This is a genomic window from Pseudomonas laurentiana (assembly GCF_014648275.1).
In the GTDB taxonomy this organism is placed as follows: domain Bacteria; phylum Pseudomonadota; class Gammaproteobacteria; order Pseudomonadales; family Pseudomonadaceae; genus Aquipseudomonas; species Aquipseudomonas laurentiana.
Map to the genome: position 1 here is coordinate 199595 of NZ_BMQU01000004.1, position 23246 is coordinate 222840.

Annotated in this window: 21 protein-coding genes, 3 tRNA genes and 1 pseudogene; 12 read left to right on the forward strand and 13 right to left on the reverse strand. The window is 58.2% G+C overall.

Annotation, left to right across the window (positions count from 1 at the left end; all coding sequences use genetic code 11):
- Positions 1-362 precede the first annotated feature (362 nt).
- A pseudogene (locus IE038_RS25225) lies at positions 363-860 on the forward strand (methyl-accepting chemotaxis protein); the annotation flags it as partial.
- Positions 861-882: 22 nt separating this feature from the next.
- Positions 883-2586, forward strand: coding sequence for a putative bifunctional diguanylate cyclase/phosphodiesterase (locus IE038_RS06250; protein ID WP_189395324.1), 1704 nt, complete (start codon positions 883-885; stop codon positions 2584-2586).
- A gap of 77 nt (positions 2587-2663) precedes the next feature.
- On the opposite strand, the gene IE038_RS06255 is transcribed toward IE038_RS06250, so the two are convergent.
- From IE038_RS06255 to folD, 8 genes are all read right to left on the reverse strand, one after another.
- A complete protein-coding gene (locus IE038_RS06255; RefSeq protein WP_163936776.1) occupies positions 2664-3158 on the reverse strand; it encodes an Lrp/AsnC family transcriptional regulator in 495 nt (164 codons plus the stop codon).
- 11 nt (positions 3159-3169) lie between these two features.
- Positions 3170-3964, reverse strand: coding sequence for an ABC transporter ATP-binding protein (locus IE038_RS06260; RefSeq protein WP_229775633.1), 795 nt, complete (start codon positions 3962-3964; stop codon positions 3170-3172).
- Between the two features lie 63 nt (positions 3965-4027).
- A complete protein-coding gene (locus IE038_RS06265; protein ID WP_163936770.1) occupies positions 4028-4741 on the reverse strand; it encodes an ABC transporter permease in 714 nt (237 codons plus the stop codon).
- Positions 4738-5463 carry an ABC transporter permease gene (locus IE038_RS06270; protein ID WP_189395325.1) on the reverse strand — a complete coding sequence of 242 codons (726 nt, stop codon included), beginning with the start codon at positions 5461-5463 and terminating at the stop codon, positions 4738-4740. Before IE038_RS06270 ends, IE038_RS06265 begins: the two co-directional genes overlap by 4 nt.
- A gap of 69 nt (positions 5464-5532) precedes the next feature.
- Positions 5533-6318, reverse strand: a complete 786-nt coding sequence (locus tag IE038_RS06275) for an ABC transporter substrate-binding protein (RefSeq protein ID WP_163936767.1) — start codon at positions 6316-6318, stop codon at positions 5533-5535.
- Between the two features lie 259 nt (positions 6319-6577).
- Complete coding sequence (ocd, locus tag IE038_RS06280) at positions 6578-7585, reverse strand: ornithine cyclodeaminase (RefSeq protein WP_189395326.1); 1008 nt, start codon at positions 7583-7585, stop codon at positions 6578-6580.
- Positions 7586-7609: 24 nt separating this feature from the next.
- Positions 7610-8527 carry a citrulline utilization hydrolase CtlX gene (gene ctlX, locus IE038_RS06285; RefSeq protein ID WP_163936761.1) on the reverse strand — a complete coding sequence of 306 codons (918 nt, stop codon included), beginning with the start codon at positions 8525-8527 and terminating at the stop codon, positions 7610-7612.
- A gap of 224 nt (positions 8528-8751) precedes the next feature.
- Complete coding sequence (folD, locus tag IE038_RS06290; RefSeq protein ID WP_163936758.1) at positions 8752-9606, reverse strand: bifunctional methylenetetrahydrofolate dehydrogenase/methenyltetrahydrofolate cyclohydrolase FolD; 855 nt, start codon at positions 9604-9606, stop codon at positions 8752-8754.
- Between the two features lie 285 nt (positions 9607-9891).
- On the opposite strand from folD, the gene IE038_RS06295 reads away from it, so the two are divergent.
- The 3 genes from IE038_RS06295 to IE038_RS06305 all read left to right on the forward strand — a co-directional run bounded on the left by IE038_RS06295 (position 9892) and on the right by IE038_RS06305 (position 10223).
- A tRNA-Arg gene (locus IE038_RS06295) sits at positions 9892-9968 on the forward strand.
- Positions 9969-10008: 40 nt separating this feature from the next.
- A tRNA-His gene (locus tag IE038_RS06300) sits at positions 10009-10084 on the forward strand.
- 54 nt (positions 10085-10138) lie between these two features.
- Positions 10139-10223, forward strand: a tRNA-Leu gene (locus tag IE038_RS06305).
- Positions 10224-10512: 289 nt separating this feature from the next.
- Here the strand turns inward: IE038_RS06305 and IE038_RS06310 are convergent.
- From IE038_RS06310 to IE038_RS06325, 4 genes are all read right to left on the reverse strand, one after another.
- Positions 10513-10815, reverse strand: a complete 303-nt coding sequence (locus tag IE038_RS06310) for an XRE family transcriptional regulator (RefSeq protein WP_163936755.1) — start codon at positions 10813-10815, stop codon at positions 10513-10515.
- The gene (locus tag IE038_RS06315; protein WP_189395327.1) at positions 10812-11168 is read right to left on the reverse strand and encodes a type II toxin-antitoxin system RelE/ParE family toxin; all 357 of its coding nucleotides are present in this window, start codon (positions 11166-11168) and stop codon (positions 10812-10814) included. Before IE038_RS06315 ends, IE038_RS06310 begins: the two co-directional genes overlap by 4 nt.
- A gap of 539 nt (positions 11169-11707) precedes the next feature.
- On the reverse strand, positions 11708-12199 hold the full coding sequence (locus tag IE038_RS06320) for a BCAM0308 family protein (RefSeq protein WP_163936752.1): 492 nt from the start codon (positions 12197-12199) through the stop codon (positions 11708-11710).
- A gap of 134 nt (positions 12200-12333) precedes the next feature.
- Positions 12334-12876 (reverse strand): Hsp20/alpha crystallin family protein, encoded by a 543-nt coding sequence (locus IE038_RS06325; RefSeq protein WP_189395328.1) that lies wholly within the window; start codon positions 12874-12876, stop codon positions 12334-12336.
- Between the two features lie 318 nt (positions 12877-13194).
- On the opposite strand from IE038_RS06325, the gene IE038_RS06330 reads away from it, so the two are divergent.
- The 7 genes from IE038_RS06330 (at position 13195) to IE038_RS06360 (ending at position 22261) form a co-directional block, all read left to right on the forward strand.
- Entirely contained in the window at positions 13195-13500 is a 306-nt protein-coding gene (locus IE038_RS06330; protein WP_163936746.1) for a DUF6388 family protein, read from the forward strand.
- 256 nt (positions 13501-13756) lie between these two features.
- Complete coding sequence (gene tig / locus IE038_RS06335; RefSeq protein WP_163936743.1) at positions 13757-15067, forward strand: trigger factor; 1311 nt, start codon at positions 13757-13759, stop codon at positions 15065-15067.
- A gap of 91 nt (positions 15068-15158) precedes the next feature.
- Complete coding sequence (gene clpP, locus IE038_RS06340) at positions 15159-15800, forward strand: ATP-dependent Clp endopeptidase proteolytic subunit ClpP (protein WP_065761177.1); 642 nt, start codon at positions 15159-15161, stop codon at positions 15798-15800.
- A 105-nt stretch (positions 15801-15905) separates the two neighbouring features.
- A complete protein-coding gene (gene clpX / locus IE038_RS06345; protein WP_065761178.1) occupies positions 15906-17189 on the forward strand; it encodes an ATP-dependent Clp protease ATP-binding subunit ClpX in 1284 nt (427 codons plus the stop codon).
- 151 nt (positions 17190-17340) lie between these two features.
- Positions 17341-19740, forward strand: a complete 2400-nt coding sequence (gene lon, locus IE038_RS06350) for an endopeptidase La (RefSeq protein ID WP_163936740.1) — start codon at positions 17341-17343, stop codon at positions 19738-19740.
- Positions 19741-19886: 146 nt separating this feature from the next.
- Positions 19887-20159: an HU family DNA-binding protein gene (locus IE038_RS06355; RefSeq protein ID WP_065761180.1), complete on the forward strand. Its 273-nt coding sequence runs from the start codon at positions 19887-19889 to the stop codon at positions 20157-20159.
- Positions 20160-20389: 230 nt separating this feature from the next.
- The gene (locus tag IE038_RS06360) at positions 20390-22261 is read left to right on the forward strand and encodes a SurA N-terminal domain-containing protein (protein ID WP_189395329.1); all 1872 of its coding nucleotides are present in this window, start codon (positions 20390-20392) and stop codon (positions 22259-22261) included.
- Between the two features lie 188 nt (positions 22262-22449).
- On the opposite strand, the gene fabI is transcribed toward IE038_RS06360, so the two are convergent.
- Positions 22450-23244, reverse strand: coding sequence for an enoyl-ACP reductase FabI (gene fabI / locus IE038_RS06365; RefSeq protein WP_163936737.1), 795 nt, complete (start codon positions 23242-23244; stop codon positions 22450-22452).
- Positions 23245-23246 lie beyond the last annotated feature (2 nt).

The following is a 23246-nucleotide window of genomic DNA, read 5'->3' on the forward strand; positions in this document are numbered from 1 at the left end:
AAGCGCGGTTGAAGACTGCCCTCACGCGCCTGAGCGATCTTGCCAAGCAGATGGCCGAAGCCGCGACGGATTCCAGTCGCTTGTCCAGCAGTACGGAAGCGGCGTTGCTCGAGCAGCGTGCTGAAACCGACATGACGGCGGCGGCGATGACCGAGATGGCTGCGTCCATCGCGGAGGTTGCCCAGCATGTGCAGCAAACGGCAGGCGAAGCGCAAACCGCCAACCTCTTGGCCGATCAGGGTAGTCAGGTAGCGGGTACCACTCGCGAAGCGATTCAGTTGCTGGCCAGTACGGTCACCCAGATCAACCAGGCTGTCGGAAACCTGGCCGGGCAGACCCAGGACATCATGATTGCCGCCAGCGTGATCCGTTCGATTGCCGAGCAGACCAACCTGCTGGCGCTCAATGCCGCCATTGAGGCTGCGCGGGCGGGCGAGCAAGGGCGTGGCTTTGCGGTGGTGGCTGATGAAGTGCGGGCACTGGCGGGCAAGACCCGTCAGTCGACCCTGCAGATTCAGGCGGTCATCGAAAGCCTGCGTACGGGTGCCGAGGAAGCGGTCAGCATTGCCAACCTGGGCATTCAGGAAGCTGAGCAGGGCGTTGCGCAGGTGCTTGAAGCACAGCGTGCCTTGCAAGGCATTCGCGAAGCCGTAGAGCGCATCAGCGACATGAGCCATCAGATGGCGACTGCTTCTCAGGAGCAGTCGAATGTCGCCGAAGACGTGTCGCGGCAGATCAATACGGTTGCTGGAACGGTACAGAAAACCGCACAGAACGCGAATGCCGCAGCGACACGGGGTGGTGAATTGGAGCGTATCTCTTCGGGCCTGCGCGCCCTAGTCGAGCGATTCAATCGATAGTCGGCAGGGTGTTGAGGACGTCATGGACGATAATTACCGCGCGGCAGTCGATGCGGCTGCGATCTTTTCCGAGACCGATCTGACGGGTCGGATTACGTACGTAAACCAACAGTTTTGCAGCATTTCCGGTTACAGCCGCGAAGAGTTGCTTGGGGCCAATCACCGCATCTTGAATTCGGGTTTGCATGATCCGGAGTTTTTTCAGGATATGTGGCGCTCCCTGGTGAAGGGCAAGGTCTGGAAAGGCGAGATCTGCAACCGTGCCAAGGACGGCTCGTTGTATTGGGTCGACAGCACGATGGTGCCATTGATTGACCCATTGAGCGGGAAGGTGCGCAAGTATGTTTCGATTCGCTTTGATGTCAGCGAGAAGCGTCAGTTGCTGCGCACGTTGCAATGGCGGGTTGGCCACGATGTGCTGACGGGCTTGCCCAACCGCGCCTACCTCTCTGACCTGTTGACGCAAGCTCTGGATTTTTCCCGGCAAGAGGGCACGCAGCTGGCGGTGTGCATGCTTGATCTGGATGGTTTCAAGGCAGTCAACGATGGCTATGGTCACGCCAGTGGCGATTTGTTGCTGGTCGAGGTAGCGGCCCGTCTCAAGGGCATCCTGCGCGGTGGTGATGCCGTGGCGCGGTTGTCCGGTGATGAGTTCGTGCTGATATTGCGTGATGTTCACGACCACTATCGTCTGCACATTGCCCTGCAGCGGGTGCTCGCGGCAGTTGCATCGCCTTACGCCATCAACGGTCAGGACTTGAGTGTCAGCGCGAGTATTGGGGTGACGTTGTTCCCGCTCGACAATGACGATGCCGATACCTTGCTGCGTCATGCCGACCAGGCCATGTATGTGGCCAAGCAAAGCGGGCGTAACCGTTACCACCTGTTTGACGTTTCGCTGGACAAGGAGGTCAAGGCCACTCACCAGACCGTTGAACGCTTGCGCCAGGCGTTGGCCAAGGGCGAGCTGTGCTTGTACTACCAGCCCAAGGTCAACATGCGCACAGGTGCGGTGATCGGTTTCGAGGCCTTGCTACGGTGGCAGCATCCGGTCAAAGGCCTGGTGTCGCCAGCGGAGTTTCTACCGCTGGTGGAGCAGACCGACCTGATCGTCGATATTGGTGAATGGGTGATCGATCAGGCCATGGCGCAAATGCACCGGTGGCAGCAGGACGGCTTCTGTTGGTCGGTGAGCGTGAACATCGCGGCCCGGCATTTCCAGCGCTCGGATTTTGTCGAGCGGCTCAAGCAACTGCTGCACCGCCATGCCGCGGTGGCGCCAAACATGCTGGATCTGGAGATCGTTGAATCGGTGGCCATCGAAAACATCCAGCGGGTCAGCCAGTGCCTGGACGCTTGTCAGGAGCTGGGCGTACAGTTTTCTCTGGATGATTTTGGCACGGGTTACTCATCACTGAGTTACCTCAAGCGTCTGCCAACCCAGACGATCAAGATCGACAAGTCGTTTGTCCGCGACATCCTCCATGATCAGGATGACCTGGCCTTGACCCGTGCGGTGATTAGCCTGGCGCGGGCGTTCGGTCGTCAGGTGATTGCCGAAGGCCTGGAAACGGTTGAGCATGGTCAGTTGCTGATGGACTTGGGCTGCGACATGGCCCAGGGGTACTGCATTGCCCGACCCATGCCGGCCACCGATGTGACGGGTTGGGTCGGGGGTTACGTGCAGCCACCCGAATGGGGCGTATTGGCACCGCTGACGGTGTAGGCGTCAGCGGTGCTGGTGATGCAGGTGCACTCGATCAACCTCTGGTGCGCCACCCGCATCGCCGACAGCGCCGGTTGCTACAGTTGCGGGGCGGTATTCTTCACGACGGCCAGCTCCGGGTGCGCCACCAGTTTGTCGATGTGCAACTCGTCGTTGTTCATCCAGGTTTCGGTCAGCACCCGGTAGTGTTCCATGTCCCGGCAGCGCATGCGCAGGCTGTAGTCGAAGTGGCCGCTGATCAGCTGGCATTCAAAAACCTGTGGGCAGGCCCGCACGCAGGCTTCAAACGCTTTTTGCGCCGCGCGTCCGCTCTGGTTGGAGAGGGCAACCAGTACCAGCAGCGACAGCCCCGGTGACACCATCTGCACATCGATGATTGCACCGTAGCCGCGAATCACGCCGCGTCGTTCCAGCTTGCGCACCCGCTCAAGGCACGGGCGGGGCGTCAGGTGCACCAGTGATGACAGCTTTTCATAGGTGATCCGCCCGTTATGGCGCAGTACATCAATGATCGCTTCATCAATCCGGTCCAAAGGGGGCGCGCAGAGGGGGCTGTTGGCCTTGTTTTCCATGCGGATCTGCTTCACTTCAAACGGTTGGATAGAAATTGCTGCAGGCGTTCGCTCTGCGGGTGGTCGAGTATCGCGGCACTGCCTTGTTCCTCGACCCGGCCCTGATGCAGGAACAACACCTGGCTGGACACCTTGCGGGCAAAGCCCATTTCGTGGGTGACCATGAGCATGGTACGACCTTCCTCGGCCAGCGTCTGTATGACTTTGAGTACCTCGCCCACCAGCTCTGGGTCGAGCGCTGAGGTGGGTTCGTCGAAGAGGATGATTTCCGGCTCCATGGCCAGTGCGCGGGCGATGGCAACCCGTTGCTGTTGCCCGCCGGAGAGGAATGCCGGGTACTGATCGGCCGCGCGTGATGGCAGGCCGACCTTGTCCAGGTAGGCGCGGGCGCGAGCTTCGGCGTCCTGTGCGCTGACACCGAGGACGCGGCGAGGGGCCAGGCAGATATTCTCCAGCACGGTCATGTGGCTCCACAGGTTGAAGTGCTGGAACACCATGGCCAGGCGCGTACGCAGGTTCTGCAATTGAGCAGGGTGCGGGGCGCGCACGCCTGCGCGGCCCTGGCGCATTTCAATGGTCTGGCCATCGAGGGTAATCGCGCCTGCATCGGGTTGTTCAAGGAAATTGATGCAACGCAGCATGGTGCTTTTGCCCGAGCCGCTGGCGCCAATCAGGCTGATGACGTCGCCTTTGCGTGCTTGCAGTGAGACGCCCTTGAGCACCTGATGATCGCCGTAGTGCTTGTGCAGGTCTTCGACGGTCAGCTTGACCGCTGCCGTATTGGCGATGCTGGCGTGACGTGCCATTGGAAAGGGTTCAGGTAGCTGCTCGTTATGGGACGACAAGGCGTGTGCAGAAAGGGTCATGGTTTAGCCTCGGACAGGAACAAGAAAACGCATCCAGCGGCGCTCGGCCAGGCGGAACAGCCCGACCAGCGCAAAGGACAGCAGCATGTACAGCAGGGCGGCGACACCGAAGGCCTGGAAGGTCAGGAAGGTCGCGGCGTTGGCGTCACGCGCTACCTTGAGAATGTCGGCAATGGTTGCGGTGAAGGCCAGGGAGGTGGCGTGCAGCATCAGGATCAGTTCGTTGCTGTAAGCCGGTAGCGCACGGCGCAGGGCGGCCGGCAGGACCACGAACAGGTTCAGGCGCCAGCCATACAGGCCATAGGCCTGGGCCGCTTCAATTTCGCCGTGGGGGATATTGCGAATAGCCCCGGCGAAGATTTCCACGGTATAGGCGCAGGTGTTGAGGACGAAGGCGAGCAGGGTGCAGTTCAGCGCGTTGCGGAAGAACGAGTCGAGCAGGGCGTTGTCGCGTACGACTTCCAGCCCGTACAGGCCGGTGTAGCAGATCAGCAGCTGGATGTAGAGCGGTGTGCCGCGAAATACATAGGTGTAGAACTCCACGGGCCAGCGCAGCCAGAGCCGGCGTGAAACCCTGGCCAGGGCCAAGGGCAGCGACAGAAAGAAACCCAGGACGGTGGTGATGATAAACAGCCACAGGGTCATGGCCAGCCCGGAAAAACCGGCGCCATCACTGTAGAGGTAGGCCAGGCCATATTGCTCAAGCAGTTCGATCATGATGCCAGCCCCTTGATGCCCGTGTTGTAGCGCCGCTCCAGGCGTTTGAAGAGTCGGTTTGAAAGGGTCGTGATGACCAGGTAGACCAGCGCGGCGAGGATCAGAAAGTACAGGGTGTTGTTGGTCGTCTTGCCGGCGTTTTGTGCGGCCTTGACCAGGTCGGCCAGGCCGATGATCGAGACCAGCGCCGTGGACTTGAGCAGTACCAGCCAGTTGTTGCCCAGCCCTGGCAGTGCGAAGCGCATCAGTTGTGGGAACAGCACCAGGCGGAAGCGTTGGGTGCGATTCAGGCCGTAGGCCTTAGCGGCCTCAAGCTGGCCTGCCGGGACACTGAGAATGGCGCCGCGAAAATTCTCGGTGAAGTAGGCGCCGTAGATGAAACCCAACGTGATCACGCCGGCCATGAACGGGTCGATCTCAATGTAGTTCCAGCCCAGCATTTCGGTGAAGTCGTTGAGCCACAGTTGCAGGGTGTAGAAGATCAGCAGGATCAGTACCAGGTCTGGCACGCTGCGAATCAGCGTGGTGTAGAGCGTGGCAGGTACGCGCAGCACGCGTAGCGGCGAGCACTTGGCGCAGGCGCCGATTAGGCCCAGGCTCAGGCTCAACGCCAGCGACAGCAGCGCCAGTTTCAGGGTCATCCAGGCCCCTTGCGCCAACAGGGGGCCAAAGCCCTGCAGGCTCAGGGCTTGCAGGCCGATTGAGTGGAGGAAGTCATTCACGGGGAAAGTCTCGTCAGAAGCTGGAGTGGATACCGCTGCGGCCAGCAGGGTGGCTGGCCGCAGACAGATTTACTCGTTGTAGATATCCAGGTCGCCGACGTACTTTTTCTGGATTTCGGCGAAGGTCCCATCGGCAAGGACCTCGGCGATGCCTTTGTTCAGCAAGGCGCGTAGTTCGCTGTCGTTTTTGCGTAGGCCCATCGCAATGTCCAGCGGCAAGGTGGGGTCCTTGATGGCCGGCCCGGTCTTGAAGTCGGCACCTTCGGGTTTGGCCAGGAAGTTCAGCTGAGCTTCCAGCTTGTCGGTCAGGGTGGCGTCCAGTCGGCCGTTCATCAGGTCGGCATAGTTCTGATCCTGCGCTTGGTAAGCCTTGACCTGTGCGCCCAGCGGCGCCAGCTTGGCGCGGGCATAGGCCTCTTGCAGCGAGCCTTGCAGCACGCCGACCTGCTTGCCTTTGAGCGACTCTGGCGTATCGCCGAACTCTGCACCTTTGCGGGTGATCACTGATGTCGGGCTGAGGAACAGGCGGTCAGTGAAGTCGATCTGCTTCTGCCGTGCGGGGGTCACGGCCATGGAGGACATGATTGCGTCGAACTTGCGTGCGCGCAGAGCCGGAATCATGCCGTCGAACTCGTTGTTGACCCAAATGCACTTGACTTGCAGCTTGGCACAAATGGCATTGCCCAATTCGATGTCAAAGCCTTGCAGGCTTCCGTCCGCGGCTACCGATTCAAACGGTGGGTATTCAGGGTAGACACCGAAGCGAATTTCTTTCCATTCCTGAGCCTGAGCCTGAGCCGCGCTTGCGCACAGCGGAAGGAGCAGCACGCTAAGAACCTTTCGAAATGAAGTCATGAGGGTATCCCTTGGTTTTGTAATTGATTTAGGGCAGTAAAAAGTTGGAGAGGCTTGGCTTGGTCTTTAACTGACTCTTCGGTCTGGCCTCAGAATGCGCGATGAGCCGCTTTTTTTTGTGTCGTTTCAGCCGGGCTGGGCTACCGTATTGTGCTGTTAACGGTTGTCGCGCAGCCGATTCGGCTGTTGCATGGCGTGTTTGGGCTTTCGTGCAGCGTTTTCCGACCTGCTGCCCATTGGCGCAGCAGGTTGGGCGGCTTCAGGCGCGTTTTTTTGCCAGGGTTTCGGCAGGGTCACGCAGCAGTGCGAAGAGGTCTTTCGGGTTGGCCAGTTCAGGTACCAGTTCGATCTCGCGGCCAATCCCGAGTGCCTTGGCCTCGTCCAGTACATAGCGCAGGGCTGAGTAGTCTTCCAGGGCAAAACCGACCGAGTCGAACAGGGTCACCTGGGTGTCATTCTCGCGGCCAACGGCCTGGCCGTTTACGACTTGCCAGAACTCGGTGGTCGGAGAGTTGGCCGGCATCTGTTGGATCTCGCCTTCGATACGGCTTTGCGGCTCATATTCAACGATTACCCGGGCACCTTCGACGATGTCAGCATTGAGGTGCATGCCCGGTTCGATCATCTCCGGGGTGAGGATGGTGGCGTAGGCCTTGTCGGCGGTGACCGTGGTGACGATGTCGGCACCGCGAACGGCATCGGCCACAGAGCTGGCCTGAACCAGCTTCAGTGCCGGGAAGGTGCTCAGGTTGGCGATCAGCTTGGCGGTAGCCTGCGGATCGAGGTCGTACAGGCGGATTTCCTCGATGCCCAGCAGGGCGTGGAATGCCAGGGCTTGAAACTCGCTCTGTGAGCCGTTGCCGATCAGCGCCATGCTGCGGCTACCAGGGCGGGCCAGGTAGCGTGCGGCCAGGGCCGAGGTAGCGGCGGTGCGCAGGGCGGTCGTCAGGGTCATCTCGCTCAGCAGTACCGGGGCGCCCGTGTCGACATCGCCAAGCGCGCCAAACGCCATGACCGTGAGCATGCCGCGCTGGGTGTTTTTCGGGTGGCCGTTGACGTACTTGAAGGCGTACAGGTTGGCATCGGACACCGGCATCAGTTCGATGACCCCATCGGGCGAATGGTTGGCCAGGCGCGGGCATTTTTCAAAGTCGTGCCAGCGCAGGTAGTCCTGGCGAATGTACTCGGCCATCTCGCGCAGGCAGGTGCTCAAGCCTTTGCGAGTCACCAGGTGGCTCAGGTCGGTAACGTCGAGATAACGGGTCATGCTGTTCTCCTTCTTATAATCAGTTTAGTTGCGAGCGGGCAGGTGGACTTCGGCGAGCATGCAGCGGGCGCTGCCACCGCCGATGCGTTCGATGTGATCGATGTTCACAATTACCGGGCGGCTGTGCTGTTCAATCTGGGCGCGTTGCCTGGGCTGTAGCGAGGCCCAGGCGCTGCGCGACATCACCAGCAACGGCTGGCCGTGTTTGTCGTGGACTTCGAGCATGTTGCCGGCGAAGCCTTCAAGCTGATCGAAGTCCAGTGCCAGGATGTCTTTGCCGGTGTCGCGCAGGGAACGCTCCAAGGCCTGCCGCTCGTTGGCATCAGGCAGGGCTTGCAGGCACACCACCGAGAGGTCAGTGCCAACGCTCATCATCACGTTGCTGTGGTAGATCGGTGCGTGGTGCCGGTCGACGGCATGGAACACGCAGAGGCGGTAATCCAGTTGTTCGGCAAATTGGCGCAGCGCCTCGGTGTGGGTGCGTCCGGAGTGGCAGGCGTAGCTGATCCGGTGTTCGCGGTCCAGCACCATGCTGCCGGTGCCTTCGAGGAACATGCTTTGCTGTTCCAGCGGGCTCAGGTCGATGGTGGTGTGAATCGCAAAGCGTTCTTCCAGTACGCGCAGGACCCCTTTGTTTCGCTCCAGGCGGCGGTTCTGGCCTTCCATCGGGTAGAGCACCAGGCTGCCGTCGGCGTGGCTGCTCCACCAGTTGTTGGGGAAGATCGAGTCTGGGGTGTGAGGGGCAGGGGTGTCCTGCACGACCAGTACCTCTACGCCGTGCTGGCGTAGGGTATCGACGTAGCCATCGAACTCTTCCAGCGCTTTCTGCTGCGCCTGTTCGGGGGCGAGGAAGGGTTGTTGAAAGCGGTTGTTGACGGCCGTGTCCGGGTTGAAGGCGAACCGCGCCGGGCGGATCATCAAGACGGTATTGGTGGTTTGCATCGAGGCACGCATCCAGGGTTGGCTGTGTGCCTATTGTCCGTGGGATGCGGTGTAAATCCCGGCTGAAGCCAGTGTTGCGCTCAGCCGGGAAAGCTGAATTCGGTCGTGATGCAGCGCAATCGGCTGCGGCGATGGCGTCGAGCGAGTTGGCAGGGCGATCGGGTTTTTCGAGTGCAAAAAAAACGGCACCTTCGCAGGTGCCGTTCTTTCAGTCGCCTGATGCCTTACTTATGCAGCGTTTCTGCCGCATACAAGGTGTTCTCCAGCAGGCAGGCGCGGGTCATCGGGCCGACGCCACCTGGAACCGGCGTGATCCAGCCAGCGCGTGGCAGGGCGGTTTCATAAACCACGTCGCCGACCAGCTTGCCATCTTCCTGGCGGTTGATGCCGACGTCGATGACGATGGCGCCTTCCTTGATCCACTCACCTTTGACCAGGCCTGGCTTGCCAGCGGCGACAACGACCAGGTCGGCACGGCCGACGTGGCCTGCCAGATCCTTGGTGAAGCGGTGGGTGACGGTCACGGTGCAGCCCGCGAGCAGCAGTTCCATCGCCATTGGGCGGCCAACGATGTTCGACGCGCCAACCACCACGGCATTCATGCCGTACAGGTCCTGACCGGTGCTCTGCAGCAGGGTCATGATGCCTTTCGGCGTGCAGGGGCGCAGCAGAGGAATGCGCTGAGCCAGGCGACCGACGTTGTAAGGATGGAAGCCGTCGACATCCTTGTCCGGGCGAATGCGCTCAAGCAGCAGCGATGCATCCAGGTGAGCCGGAAGCGGCAACTGCAGCAGGATGCCGTCGATGTTCGCGTCGTTATTAAGGCGATCGATCAGGTCGGTCAGGGCTTGCTGCGTGGTATCGCTAGGCAGGTCAAAGGCCTGAGAGATAAAGCCGACCTCTTCGCAATCCTTGCGCTTGTGCGAAACATAGACTTGAGAGGCGGGGTCGTTGCCAACCAGGATCACTGCCAGGCCAGGCGTGCGCAGGCCTTGCTGGCGGCGCTCCGCGACACGTTGGGCGATCTGCTGGCGCAGGCTGGCGGCGATCGCCTTGCCGTCGATAAGTTGTGCAGTCATGACGCGTGATTAACCATCGAGAGGGAATAAAAAGAGCGCGCATTCTCGCATGACACAGCCCTAGGGCAAAGGCGCTTGGTCTGGCAAATGCTCTAAGCCCTTAAATAAAATGAATTTTTTTCAAAAAAGAGTTGACGACCCTGCCGCCCGTCTATAACATTCGTCGCACTTGTCGGGCAGAGCCTAGCACTGGTTAGCAAGGTCAGGCAGAATGAGCGGATTTTAAGCTTGTTTGGCGGGACTGAAAAGTTAGTTTGTAATCTTAAACGAAAGCAGATTAAATATGCGCCCGTAGCTCAGCTGGATAGAGCATCCGCCTTCTAAGCGGATGGTCGCAGGTTCGAGTCCTGCCGGGTGCGCCATTAGGCAGCTTTGGCACAAGTAAAGCAGTATCGCAATATGGTGGGCGTAGCTCAGTTGGTAGAGCACAGGATTGTGACTCCTGTTGTCGTGGGTTCGATCCCCATCGTCCACCCCATATTCTAAAAGGCGCCCGATGAATAGTCCGGCGCCTTTGCTTTAAACGCTTCACGCGGACGTGGTGAAATTGGTAGACACACTGGATTTAGGTTCCAGCGGCGCAAGCTGTAAGAGTTCGAGTCTCTTCGTCCGCACCATATAAGCGCCTGTTTTCAAAGAGTTTTATCCCGATAGTCCTGAAAGCGGGAAGGATCTGGGAGCACTTTGGGAGCGGGGCAACGAAAAAGGCAGCCATTCTGGCTGCCTTTTTTGCTTTATGGATGGGGTTTTCTAAACAGATGATCCCGTCCTGCCTTCTGCCTTCTGCCTCCTGATGTGCTGTGACGCGGCCGTGCCGCAGGAGAAGGGCAGGCCGAAGACGCCAACGAAGAAGCAGTAGGCATGAAAAAGCCCGCGCTTGGCGGGCTTATCGGATAGGGCATAAGGCTATGCGTGAGCTGCTTCTTGCTCTGGCACCAGTCTAACCTCAACGCGCTGGCCAAGTGCTCTGGCGGCGCTGGCCAAGGTCGCCAAGGTCATTCCTGGATCATCTTGGTCGAGCGCGCGGTCCACTGCTGTACGACTAGTATGCATGCGTGCAGCCAGGACTTTCTTTGTTACTTTCTGGCTCTTCATGGCTTCGGCGATCTGCCAAGAGATAACGCGCTTGAGGGCAGCAGCGGACACTTCCTCTGCGAGACCTTGCTCAGCAAGGAAATCATCGAAATCGGAGCCGATGTGCTGATTCATTGCTTGTTCCTCTCTAGTGTTGCTTTGCGTTGCCTGGCGGTTTCCAAGTCAGACGCTGGTGTTTTTTGGCTTTTCTTGATGAAGCCGTGAAGCAGAACCATCACGTTCCCGTCCACGGTGAAGAGCACGCGAGCTATGGTATCGACAAGGTTTACCCTGACCTCCCACAAGCCTTTCTCAAGCTTTCTGACAACCGGCATTCCGATTGGCCATCCGATCTGAACCGTTTTGATTTCGGTTCCGATCATCCGCTTGTGATCGCGGGGAACTTCGGTCAGCCATTCGCGCACCGGTTCGTTACCTGCTTCCGTGCGATAAAAACTGACGTTCAATGTTGGTGGCGTTTCACTCATACGGCGAGTGTACCAAAAATGGTGCATTATTCAACTGTCAGTTGAATGGGCGAAAAGTCTGGCGACGGATTCGACGAGCGTTTCGGACCTTCAGCATGGACTGTCGTCCGCGACCATGAAGTTTGGCGGCGAACCAAGGAAGGTGCTGAAAAGCTGATGTAGCAGGTCTTGGCGTTCTGCTTGAGCTCGGTAAGGCTTATGGCGGGCAGCTGTTGAAAGAGCGCTTGGGTTTCGAGCTCTAGAGATCACCAAGGCGAGCTCAGCCCCTGCGCTGGTTTTTTGCATTTGGCTGCCCGGCCTGCCGCTACAGCGGAGTGTTTCGGGGTTTGTATGATCCTCTGTCGTACTTTTCCAGCGCAGAGTGTAGGAATGTCAAACCTGCAGCGAGTTGCTCTTCACGGCCTTTGCTATGGGAGCCGTCCTGCGAAGTGACCTACACGCCCGTACTGGGAGCACTTCTGGAACACAGGCAGAAAAAAGGCAGCCACAGCGGCTGCCTTTTTTCGTTTCTGATGGCTGGCTTTTGCCGCTGTGCTTGATCAGTCTCGATGCCAGTCAACGCTGAGGTAGAACTCGCTGTCGCTGTACCGATAGCTGGTGTCTCCGTCATAGGCCGCTTCCAGGTCATGGCCGATGCGATTGGCGAGGTGAAGGCCGGTGGTAGTGACCAGCAGCTCATCGCCGTCCTCTGCTACGTCAATCAATCGCTCCAAGGCATGTTCGGCCTTTTCTCTGGCTTCTGTATTGCGGACAAGATGAACAAGTTCTTCGCGGTGCTTTTGCAGAAACCCTCCTGCCAGCCTCACTTGACCTGCTGCTGCGCGGTCGGCGACTCGCCTGCATGCCGGGCAGACAAAGTTTTCGACCGAGACGTGGGACGCATCGGCATGCCATGACCACTGGCCTGCATGGTATTTGGCGCCACATTCTGGGCATTGTGCTGAGCCACCAGGTCGGTGAGCTTCTAGATACGGATCTGTTTTGTCTGTTTTGAACAGCTTGTCTTTCTGGCTGTGCTGGTATTTGTCCATTGCTGCTCTCCGATTCGTGCTGAAGTACAGCGGCCGACGGCGCATCAACCATCCACGTGGCCACCCTGCAAAAGCCTGTGATGTCTTCTAAAGAGCCCCTCGCCGACGTTGAAGCAAGGGGCGGGTGCCTGGCTTTAGCTGCTTTTGATCGGCACGACTTTCTCGGGCTTCATGGCCTCAGGCTTTTTCGGTAGCGATACTGTCAATATGCCTTTGCTGAAGCTGGCTTCGATTTTGTCGGCGTCGACCTCTTTGGGTATGTTGAATACCCGTTCAAACGAGCCGTAGTGGCGTTCGGAGAGGTAGTACCCCTTTCTTTTCTCTTCCTTGTCTTCTTTCTTTTCACCTTTGATGATCAGGCTGCCATTGGACAGCTTCACCTCGATGTTTTTTTCATCCATGCCGGGAAGCTCGACTGTGATTTCATAGCTTTTTTCTTTGTCGGAAATGTCCGCGGCGGGGACGTTGCGGCCGATCAGTTCCCTGCGCCAGAAGGGTTCGGCATCAAACAGGCCCCGGCTGAATGGGGTGGGAAACGAGCCCCGGTTGAAGTCTTCGAACAGATGATCAACCTGCTGGCGCAGTTTTTCAAAGGGGCGCCACAGGTCGGAAGTTGCCGGATGTTGGCTGGTTTTTTCTTCGTGTTGAATCGGCATTTTTTTTTCGGAGTTAGCCATTTTCATATCTCCTTTGTGTTGATATTCGGTAGGTGTTGCCTTTATTTGTGAGGTGATCTGCTGTGGGGGTGGGGCAAGCCACAGGTGTACGCTTTGGCGCGCAGGGCGATCTGAGCGTTCAGGTTTCAATTGAATCGCAAAAGGGTTGGTCGGGTTTGATCTGGATCAGACGAGTGTTATCTGGTCGTCGGCGTCGTGAAGACCCGTGGCGCCAAGGTGTTCAGCGTACGCCCGACTGGTGACAATGGTCCGAAAGCTGATAGATTTCAGCCGGTTGAGGCAGTGGCTGAGCTGTCGGCTGCAGGAAGGAAGAACTATATGATCGCAAAAGAGCTCCGCCAGGCTGTTGCCCTGGAGCGTTTCGCCGAGGCCAATCCGCAGTTGCTGGCCGAAATGGCCCAGCTTAGCGAGCACGATCAGGCGCAACAGATCCAGTGGGCATTCGAGGATGAAGCCGAGATGCAGGGGCTCCAGCCCTGGGAACTGGCGCTGCAACTGATTGCAGAGTCTCCCGAGGAGCTGCAGGCCATGCGCCTGGAAGTGCATCGCGAAGTGGCCGAGGCACTGGGCATGGGCTGGGAAGAATACTGCGGGTTTAATGAGCTCGACGAAACCGCGCCGTGATTGGTATCGGTTTGTAGTGTTTTGAAAAGGTTTGCCGAGGTGGGCGGGTAAAATCGAGCGGCGTCTCGTGTCGCCCGGTACGCCTTGGTTTGCGGGTATCCAGCCATTTCGACGGATACCCCTTCATACAAAAGGACCGGTGTGGTTTCCCATCGTCTTGAACGGGGTGACTTCTGGTGTTTGAGCTACTAGAATGCTTGCCCTTGATTCTGGAGTCGGGTATCGCCGGCTAACGTCTGTGCAACGAGGAATATCCATGCAAGTTTCTGTTGAAAATACTTCCGCTCTCGAGCGCCGCATGACCATCGGCGTTCCGGCCGAGCGCATCGAGACCGAAGTCAACAAGCGTCTGCAACAGACTGCCCGTCGCGCCAAGGTCCCAGGCTTCCGTCCTGGCAAAGTGCCTATGAGCGTGATTCGTCAGCGTTACGAAGACGCAGCCCGTCAGGAAGCCCTGGGCGACCTGATCCAGGCCACGTTCTATGAAGCTGTGGTTGAGCAGAAGCTGAACCCGGCTGGCGCCCCTGCCGTCGAGCCAAAAGTGTTCGAAAAGGGCAAGGATCTGGAATACGTTGCCACCTTCGAAGTATTCCCTGAGTTCGCCGTTGCCGGCTTCGAGTCGATCGCCGTTGAGCGCCTGAGCGCCGAAGTGGCTGATGCCGACCTGGACAACATGCTGGAAGTACTGCGCAAGCAGAACGTCCGTTACGAAGTGGCAGAGCGTGCGGCTCAGAACGAAGACCAACTGAACATTGATTTTGTTGGCAAGATCGATGGCGAAGTCTTCGCCGGTGGTTCGGCCAAGGGCACCCAGCTGGTGCTGGGTTCCGGCCGCATGATCCCAGGCTTCGAAGAAGGTCTGGTCGGTGCCAAGGCGGGTGAAGAGCGCGTTCTGAACCTGACCTTCCCAGAGAACTACCAGAACCTGGACCTGGCCAACAAGGCCGCAGAGTTCACCGTTACCGTCAACAGCGTTTCCGAGCCAAAGCTGCCTGAGCTGACCGAAGAGTTCTTCGCCCAGTTCGGTATCAAGGAAGCCGGTGTCGATGGTTTCCGCGCCGAAGTTCGCAAGAACATGGAGCGTGAGCTGCGTCAGGCAATCAAGACCAAGGTCAAGAACCAGGTAATGGACGGCCTGCTGGCTGCCAACCCGATCGAAGTGCCGAAGGCCCTGCTGGAAAACGAAGTGAACCGTCTGCGCGTTCAGGCCGTTCAACAGTTCGGCGGTAACATCAAGCCAGAGCAACTGCCTGCCGAGCTGTTCGAAGAGCAAGCCAAGCGTCGCGTCGTGCTGGGCCTGATCGTTGCCGAAGTGGTCAAGCAGAACGAGCTGAAGCCTGACGAAGACCGCGTACGTGAGCTGATCCAGGAAATGGCTTCGGCCTACCAGGAGCCAGAGCAGGTCGTGGCGTGGTACTACAAGAACGACCAGCAACTGAACGAAGTCCGTTCGGTTGTGCTGGAAGAACAAGTTGTGGATACTGTTCTTCAGAAAGCGACTGTGACCGATAAATCGGTCTCTTACGAAGAAGCTGTCAAGCCGGCACAGGCACCAACTGCCGACTGATTTCCTTCTCTCGTAGGAAAACACCATAAGCCAGCCTTCGTGCTGGCTTATGCGTATTCAAGACATGACTATTTGGGAGTGAGTGCAGGACATGTCCCGCAATTCTTATTATCAGCAGAGCTCTGACATCCAGGCCGCAGGCGGTCTGGTCCCGATGGTTATCGAGCAATCCGCTCGTGGCGAACGTGCCTACGATATCTATTCGCGCCTCTTGAAGGAGCGGATCATCTTCCTGGTTGGCCCGGTAGAGGACTACATGGCTAACCTGGTAGCGGCGCAGATGCTGTTCCTTGAAGCGGAAAACCCGGACAAGGATATCCATCTCTACATCAACTCGCCGGGTGGTTCGGTGACTGCCGGCATGTCGATCTACGACACCATGCAGTTCATCAAGCCTGATGTTTCCACCATCTGCATTGGCCAGGCCTGCAGCATGGGTGCATTCCTTTTGGCCGGTGGTGCCAAGGGCAAGCGTCATTGCCTGCCGAACTCGCGGATGATGATTCACCAACCACTGGGTGGTTTCCAAGGCCAGGCGTCGGACATCGACATCCATGCCAAGGAAATCCTTTCGATTCGTTCGCGTCTGAACGAGCTGCTGGCGTTCCATACTGGCCAGTCCATCGAAACCATCGAACGTGACACCAACCGTGACAACTTCATGAGCGCTCAACGCGCTGCCGAGTACGGCCTGATCGACTCGGTGTTCGACAAGCGTCAAATGACTGCTTGATCGACTCAAAAGCAGGTGGTTGGCCCGTCCAGCCACCTGCGGACTTGAAAAAGCCCGCAATTGCCTTCATCTTGTGTTGCAAGCCTACCGGATTGGATCGATCGAATGACTGACACCCGTAACGGCGAGGACAACGGCAAATTGCTCTATTGCTCCTTCTGCGGCAAAAGCCAGCATGAAGTGCGCAAGTTGATTGCCGGCCCCTCGGTATTTATCTGCGACGAGTGCGTCGACCTGTGCAACGACATCATCCGTGAGGAGGTGCAGGAAGCCCAGGCCGAGAGCAGTGCGCATAAATTGCCTTCGCCGAAAGAAATCAGCGCCATCCTGGACCAGTACGTCATTGGTCAGGAACGCGCGAAAAAGGTCCTGGCTGTAGCGGTGTATAACCACTACAAGCGCCTGAACCAACGCGACAAGAAAAACGACGACGTCGAACTTGGCAAGAGCAACATCCTGCTGATCGGCCCGACCGGTTCGGGCAAGACGCTGCTTGCTGAAACCTTGGCGCGCCTGTTGAATGTGCCGTTCACCATTGCCGATGCCACCACGCTGACTGAAGCGGGCTACGTCGGTGAGGATGTCGAGAACATCATTCAGAAGCTGCTGCAGAAGTGCGACTACGACGTCGAGAAAGCCCAGATGGGTATCGTCTACATCGACGAAATCGACAAGATTTCGCGTAAGTCGGACAACCCGTCCATTACCCGCGATGTGTCGGGTGAGGGCGTGCAGCAAGCGCTGCTCAAGCTGATCGAAGGCACGGTCGCTTCCGTTCCGCCGCAAGGTGGTCGCAAGCACCCGCAGCAGGAGTTCCTGCAGGTCGATACGCGCAACATCCTGTTCATCTGTGGCGGTGCGTTCTCTGGCCTGGAAAAGGTTATCCAGAGCCGTTCCACCCGCGGCGGCATCGGCTTCACTGCCGAAGTGCGCAGCAAGCAGGAAGGCAAGAAGGTTGGCGAGTCGCTGCGTGAAGTCGAACCGGATGATCTGGTCAAGTTTGGCCTGATTCCTGAATTCGTCGGTCGTTTGCCAGTGCTGGCAACCCTCGACGAGCTGGATGAAGCGGCTTTGATGCAGATTCTTACCGAGCCGAAGAATGCCCTGACCAAGCAGTACGCCAAGCTGTTCGAGATGGAAGGCGTGGACCTGGAGTTCCGCAACGACGCCTTGCGCTCCGTCGCTCGCAAGGCGCTGGAACGCAAGACCGGTGCACGTGGCCTGCGTTCTATTCTCGAGGGCATTCTGCTCGACACCATGTACGAAATTCCTTCACAGAAGGATGTCAGCAAGGTGGTGATCGACGAGAGTGTCATCGATGGATCTTCGCAGCCGCTGTTGATTTACGAAAACAGCGAGCCGCAAGCCAAAGCTGCACCTGATGCCTGAGCCCTTCACCGGCTCGAACCAGCAAGGGGCCTTCGGGCCCCTTTGCTTTTCCTGTCGTAGAGCTTGTTTTTTTAAGGGGCTGCCCCCACATTAGGTTCAAGCTTAAATTCCATCGGTTTTGCGGCCACAAGGCCGCTGTAGAGGCGAAATCATGAAGACAACCCTCGACTTGCCTCTTTTGCCATTGCGTGATGTGGTCGTCTATCCGCACATGGTCATCCCGCTGTTCGTGGGGCGCGAGAAGTCCATCGAAGCCCTCGAGGCCGCGATGACGGGCGAGAAGCAGATCCTCCTGCTGGCCCAGAAGAATCCAGCCGACGATGATCCAGGCGAAGACGCCCTGTATCGCGTGGGCACTATCGCTACGGTTCTGCAACTGCTAAAACTGCCTGATGGCACCGTCAAGGTGCTGGTCGAGGGTGAGCAGCGCGGTGCTGTCGAGCGTTTCAACGAAGTTGAAGGGCACATTCGTGCCGAAGTCGCACTGATCGACGAGTCGGAAGCCGCTGACCGCGAATCCGAAGTGTTCGTGCGTACGCTGCTGTCGCAGTTCGAGCAATATGTCCAGCTGGGCAAGAAAGTCCCGGCTGAAGTCCTGTCGTCGCTGAACAGCATCGATGAGCCAGGTCGTCTGGTCGACACCATGGCCGCGCACATGGCGCTGAAGATCGAGCAGAAACAGGAAATCCTGGAAATCATCGACCTGGGTGCCCGGGTTGAGCATGTCCTGGCGCTGCTGGACGCCGAAATCGACCTGCTGCAGGTCGAGAAGCGCATCCGTGGCCGGGTCAAGAAACAAATGGAGCGCAGCCAGCGCGAGTACTACCTGAATGAGCAGATGAAGGCCATTCAGAAAGAGCTGGGTGATAGCGAAGAAGGCCACAACGAAGTCGAAGAGCTGAAAAAGCGCATCGATGAGGCTGGTCTTCCCAAGGATGCCTATGCCAAGGCTCAAGCCGAGCTGAACAAGCTCAAGCAGATGTCGCCAATGTCTGCTGAGGCGACCGTGGTACGTTCCTACCTGGACTGGCTGGTGCAGGTGCCGTGGAAAGCCCAGAGCAAGGTCCGCCTGGACTTGGCCAAGGCCGAAGAAATCCTTGATGCTGACCACTACGGTCTGGAAGAGGTCAAGGAGCGGATCCTTGAATACCTCGCCGTACAGAAGCGGGTCAAAAAGATCCGTGGTCCGGTACTGTGCCTGGTAGGCCCGCCGGGTGTCGGCAAGACCTCCCTGGCGGAGTCGATCGCTGCTGCGACCAATCGCAAGTTCGTGCGCATGGCGTTGGGTGGTGTGCGTGATGAGGCCGAGATTCGTGGCCACCGGCGCACCTACATCGGTTCCATGCCGGGTCGCCTGATCCAGAAAATGACCAAGGTTGGCGTGCGTAACCCACTGTTCCTGCTCGATGAAATCGACAAGATGGGCAGCGACATGCGTGGCGATCCTGCGTCGGCACTGCTGGAGGTGCTGGATCCAGAGCAGAATCACAACTTCAACGATCACTACCTGGAGGTCGATTACGACCTGTCGGACGTGATGTTCCTCTGCACCTCGAACTCGATGAACATTCCACCAGCCTTGCTGGATCGGATGGAAGTCATCCGTTTGCCGGGGTACACCGAGGACGAGAAGATCAACATCGCCGTCAAGTACCTGGTGCCGAAGCAGATCAAGGCCAACGGCCTGAAGAAAGGCGAGCTGGACATCGATACCACGGCGATTCGCGACATCATCCGTTACTACACCCGTGAAGCCGGTGTGCGTGGCCTTGAGCGTCAGATTGCCAAGGTTTGCCGCAAGGTGGTCAAGGAGCACACCGGGCAGCAGAAGCAGGTGGCCGTCAAGGTGAGCGGCGATCAGCTCGAGCATTTCCTCGGCGTGCGCAAGTTCCGTTACGGCCTGGCTGAACAGCAGGATCAGGTGGGTCAGGTTACAGGGCTGGCCTGGACTCAGGTGGGCGGCGAGTTGCTGACCATCGAGGCGGCTGTGGTTCCGGGGAAAGGTCAGTTGATCAAGACTGGTTCGCTGGGTGATGTCATGGTCGAATCGATCACGGCAGCGCAGACCGTTGTCCGTAGCCGTGCCCGCAGCCTGGGTATTCCGGCGGACTTCCACGAGAAGCGTGACACCCACATCCATATGCCTGAGGGCGCAACGCCGAAGGATGGTCCAAGCGCGGGCATCGGTATGTGCACGGCGTTGGTTTCGGCGCTGACCCAGATTCCAGTGCGTGCCGATGTGGCAATGACCGGCGAGATTACCTTGCGTGGTCAGGTGTTGGCGATTGGCGGTTTGAAGGAAAAGCTACTGGCTGCACACCGTGGCGGAATCAAGACCGTGATCATTCCAGAAGAGAATGTGCGGGATCTGAAAGAAATTCCTGAGAATATTAAGCAGGATCTGCAGATTAAACCCGTGAAATGGATTGACGAAGTCCTCCAAATTGCGCTGCAATACGCCCCGGAGCCCTTGCCAGATGTGGCTCCCGAGATTGTCGCAAAGGATGAAAAGCGCGACGGTGATTCCAAGGAAAGAATCAGCACGCATTAATACGTATTTGGCTGGGGGGCCTTGTTGGTAGTAGTTAGAGCCTTTGTTATAAGGCGGCGCTTAAATGCCAACTGGCCACCCAGTATTCGTTTTGCTTTGATTACATACTTAGAAACAAACTCAATAGAGATATAAGGGGACTTAGAGTGAACAAGTCGGAACTGATTGACGCTATCGCTGCATCTGCTGACATCCCGAAAGCTGTAGCTGGCCGTGCGCTGGACGCAGTAATCGACTCCGTCACCGGCGCCCTGAAGGCAGGTGACTCGGTAGTACTGGTAGGCTTCGGCACCTTCTCCGTGACCGACCGTCCTGCTCGTACCGGCCGCAATCCGCAAACCGGTAAGACTCTGGAAATCCCTGCTGCCAAGAAGCCAGGCTTCAAAGCTGGTAAAGCACTGAAAGAAGCCGTCAACTAAGTCGCTTCTTTCGGGCTTACGCCTAGTCGAATCAGGTCAAGGCCTGGTTCGGCAGCGAAGCGCAAAGTGGGCTGACCTCACAAGAGGTGCCTCCTGCGAAAGCTTACACATCGGCTTTCGACCGCTTCGCCAGCTACGAGAAGGCGCATCCTCGGATGCGCCTTTCTTCTATCAGGACTCTACCCACGCTCCGCGGTTGTTTTATCAGTACGACCGTTTCTGGGGGACGCATGCTGCAGAATATCAGGGACAATTCACAAGGTTGGATTGCCAAGACCATCATCGGTGTCATCGTAGCCTTGATGGCGCTGACCGGCTTCGATGCCATCTTCCGGGCTACCAGCCACAGCCAGGACGCTGCCAAGGTCAATGGCGATGCCATTAGCCAGAACGAGCTGAGCCAAGCGGTCGACATGCAACGTCGTCAGCTGATGCAACAGTTGGGCAAGGATTTCGACGCCTCCCTGTTGGATGAAAACATGTTGCGCGAAGCCGCACTCAAGGGGCTGATCGATCGCAAATTGCTGCTTCAGGGGGCTCGTGACGCGAAATTCGCGTTCTCCGAGGCGGCCTTGGACCAGTTGATCCTGCAAACGCCTGAGTTTCAGGTTGATGGCAAGTTCAGTGCCGAGCGTTTTGACCAGGTCATTCGGCAGATGGGTTACGGCCGTCTGCAGTTCCGCGAAATGCTGGCGCAGGAAATGCTTATTGGCCAACTGCGTACTGGCCTTGCCGGCAGTGGTTTCGTGACCGACTCCCAGGTTGAGGCGTTCGCTCGCCTGGAAAAACAGACCCGTGACTTCGCCTCGATGACCTTCAAGGCTGACGCTGCTGCAAGCAAAGTCAGCGAGGATGAGATCAAGGCTCACTATGACGCACACGCCAAGGAATTCATGAGCCCGGATCAAGTGGTCATCGACTACCTGGAGCTTAAGAAGTCCGCGTTCTTCGATCAGGTCAGTGTCAATGAAGACGAGCTTCAGGCGCTGTATGAGAAAGAGATCTCCGGCCTTGCCGAGCAGCGGCATGCCGCGCACATCCTCATCGAAGTCAACGACAAGGTGAATGAAGCGCAGGCCAAGGCGCGTATTGAAGAGATTCAACAGCGCCTGGCCAAAGGTGAAGACTTTGCTGCCCTGGCCAAGGAGTTTTCTCAGGACCCGGGATCGGCCAGCAATGGTGGCGATCTAGGCTTCGCGGGTCAGGGCGTTTACGACCCGGCTTTCGAAGAGGCACTGTATGCGCTGGATAAAGATCAGGTATCGGCCCCGGTTCGTACCGACTACGGTTTCCACCTGATCAAGCTGCTGGGTGTGCAGGCGCCTGAGGTGCCGACCTTCGCCAGCCTGAAAGACAAATTGACCCGTGAGCTGAAGACCCAGCAGGTCGAGCAGCGCTTTGTCGAGGCGACCAAGCAACTGGTTGACTCCGCATTCGAAGCCTCTGACCTGAGCCAGCCGGCCCAGGAACTTGGCTTGAAGGTCAAGACCTCCGAGCCTTTCGGTCGTGAAGGTGGCGAAGGCGTGACGGCTAACCGTGCCGTGATTCAGGCGGCGTTCAGCCCCGAAGTCATGGAAGAGGGTGCCAACAGCTCGTCCATCGAGCTGGACCCGGAAACTGTCGTGGTCATCCGTGTCAAAGAGCATCGCAAACCGGCTCAGTTGCCGCTGGAAGCGGTTGCCGACAGCATTCGCAAGCACCTGGCCAAGGAACACGCCAGCGCTGCTGTGAAGGCTAAAGGCGAAGCCCTGATCGCGGGTCTGCGTGACGGTAAGATCGCGCCTGCAGCTGCGTATGAGGGTCAGAGCTGGAAGGTGCAGGAAGCGGTGACGCGTAATCAGGACAGTATCGATCCTGTAGAGCTGCAAGCCCTGTTCCGCATGGGCAAGCCTGAAGCCAAGGACAAGCCGATCTTCGGCAGTGTCAGCCTTGCCGATGGCAGCTTCGTTGTCCTGCGTCTGGACGGTGTCAATGAAGGTTCTGCAGCGACAGATGAAGAGAAGGCGGCCTACCGTCGCTTCCTGGCGTCGCGTGCTGGCCAGCAAGACTTTGCAGCCTACCGCAAGCAGTTGGAAGCCAAAGCGGACATCACACGTTACTGAGTGATGCGCCTCTAGAGTTGTAAAGGCTACCGACAAAGCCCCTGACCGAAAGGTCAGGGGCTTTTTGCTTAAGGCTTGCGAGTTCTCGGCGGCGGTATTGCTGGCACGGCCAGCGAGTACTGTACGTGCACGCTGAAAAAACAAACCCCCGCAACGGGCGGGGGTTTGTTTGCAACAACGGCCGGGGTTTACTCGGAGAGGTCGCCCATGGCGGTGGTGTTGAAGCCGCCGTCTACGTACATGATTTCACCGCTGACGCCCGACGCCAGGTCGGAGCAGAGGAAGGCGCCAGCGTTGCCGACTTCCTCGATGGTGACGTTGCGACGCAGCGGGGTCTGGGCTTCGTTGGCCGCCAGCATCTTGCGGAAGCTCTTGATGCCGGAAGCAGCCAGTGTGCGGATCGGACCAGCGGAAACGGCGTTCACGCGGGTGCCCTCTGGGCCCAGGCTGCCGGCCAGGTAGCGTACGCCAGCTTCCAGGCTGGCCTTGGCCATGCCCATGACGTTGTAGTTCGGCATGGTGCGCTCTGCGCCCAGGTAGGACAGGGTCAGCAGGCTGCCATTACGGCCTTTCATCATTTCGCGACCGGCCTTGGCCAGGGCGACGAAGCTGTAGGCGCTGATGTCGTGGGCAATGCGGAAGCCTTCGCGGGTGGTGACCTCGGTGAAGTCGCCATCCAGTTGGTCGCCAGGAGCGAAACCAACCGAGTGCACGATGCAGTCCAGGCCGTCCCACTTCTTGCTCAGTTCTTCGAAGACCTTGGCGATCTCTTCATCGCTGGCAACGTCACAGGGGAAGCACAGCTCTGGGCTGGAGCCCCAGCCAGCGGCGAACTCTTCGACGCGGCCCTTGAGCTTTTCGTTCTGGTAGGTGAAGGCAAGTTCTGCGCCCTCGCGATGCATGGCGGCAGCAATGCCGGATGCGATGGACAGTTTACTGGCGACACCGACGATCAGTACGCGCTTACCGGCGAGAAAACCCATGT

Excerpts from the sequence above, each read along its gene's own strand:
- IE038_RS06250 (WP_189395324.1), top strand. The coding sequence starts at position 883 with ATGGACGATAATTACCGCGCGGCAGTCGATGCGGCTGCGATCTTTTCC.
- IE038_RS06255 (WP_163936776.1), bottom strand. The coding sequence starts at position 3,158 with ATGGAAAACAAGGCCAACAGCCCCCTCTGCGCGCCCCCTTTGGACCGG.
- IE038_RS06260 (WP_229775633.1), bottom strand. The coding sequence starts at position 3,964 with ATGGCACGTCACGCCAGCATCGCCAATACGGCAGCGGTCAAGCTGACC.
- IE038_RS06265 (WP_163936770.1), bottom strand. The coding sequence starts at position 4,741 with ATGATCGAACTGCTTGAGCAATATGGCCTGGCCTACCTCTACAGTGAT.
- IE038_RS06275 (WP_163936767.1), bottom strand. The coding sequence starts at position 6,318 with ATGACTTCATTTCGAAAGGTTCTTAGCGTGCTGCTCCTTCCGCTGTGC.
- ocd (WP_189395326.1), bottom strand. The coding sequence starts at position 7,585 with ATGACCCGTTATCTCGACGTTACCGACCTGAGCCACCTGGTGACTCGC.
- ctlX (WP_163936761.1), bottom strand. The coding sequence starts at position 8,527 with ATGCAAACCACCAATACCGTCTTGATGATCCGCCCGGCGCGGTTCGCC.
- folD (WP_163936758.1), bottom strand. The coding sequence starts at position 9,606 with ATGACTGCACAACTTATCGACGGCAAGGCGATCGCCGCCAGCCTGCGC.
- IE038_RS06310 (WP_163936755.1), bottom strand. The coding sequence starts at position 10,815 with ATGAATCAGCACATCGGCTCCGATTTCGATGATTTCCTTGCTGAGCAA.
- IE038_RS06315 (WP_189395327.1), bottom strand. The coding sequence starts at position 11,168 with ATGAGTGAAACGCCACCAACATTGAACGTCAGTTTTTATCGCACGGAA.
- IE038_RS06320 (WP_163936752.1), bottom strand. The coding sequence starts at position 12,199 with ATGGACAAATACCAGCACAGCCAGAAAGACAAGCTGTTCAAAACAGAC.
- IE038_RS06325 (WP_189395328.1), bottom strand. The coding sequence starts at position 12,876 with ATGGCTAACTCCGAAAAAAAAATGCCGATTCAACACGAAGAAAAAACC.
- IE038_RS06330 (WP_163936746.1), top strand. The coding sequence starts at position 13,195 with ATGATCGCAAAAGAGCTCCGCCAGGCTGTTGCCCTGGAGCGTTTCGCC.
- tig (WP_163936743.1), top strand. The coding sequence starts at position 13,757 with ATGCAAGTTTCTGTTGAAAATACTTCCGCTCTCGAGCGCCGCATGACC.
- clpP (WP_065761177.1), top strand. The coding sequence starts at position 15,159 with ATGTCCCGCAATTCTTATTATCAGCAGAGCTCTGACATCCAGGCCGCA.
- clpX (WP_065761178.1), top strand. The coding sequence starts at position 15,906 with ATGACTGACACCCGTAACGGCGAGGACAACGGCAAATTGCTCTATTGC.
- lon (WP_163936740.1), top strand. The coding sequence starts at position 17,341 with ATGAAGACAACCCTCGACTTGCCTCTTTTGCCATTGCGTGATGTGGTC.
- IE038_RS06360 (WP_189395329.1), top strand. The coding sequence starts at position 20,390 with ATGCTGCAGAATATCAGGGACAATTCACAAGGTTGGATTGCCAAGACC.
- fabI (WP_163936737.1), bottom strand. The coding sequence starts at position 23,244 with ATGGGTTTTCTCGCCGGTAAGCGCGTACTGATCGTCGGTGTCGCCAGT.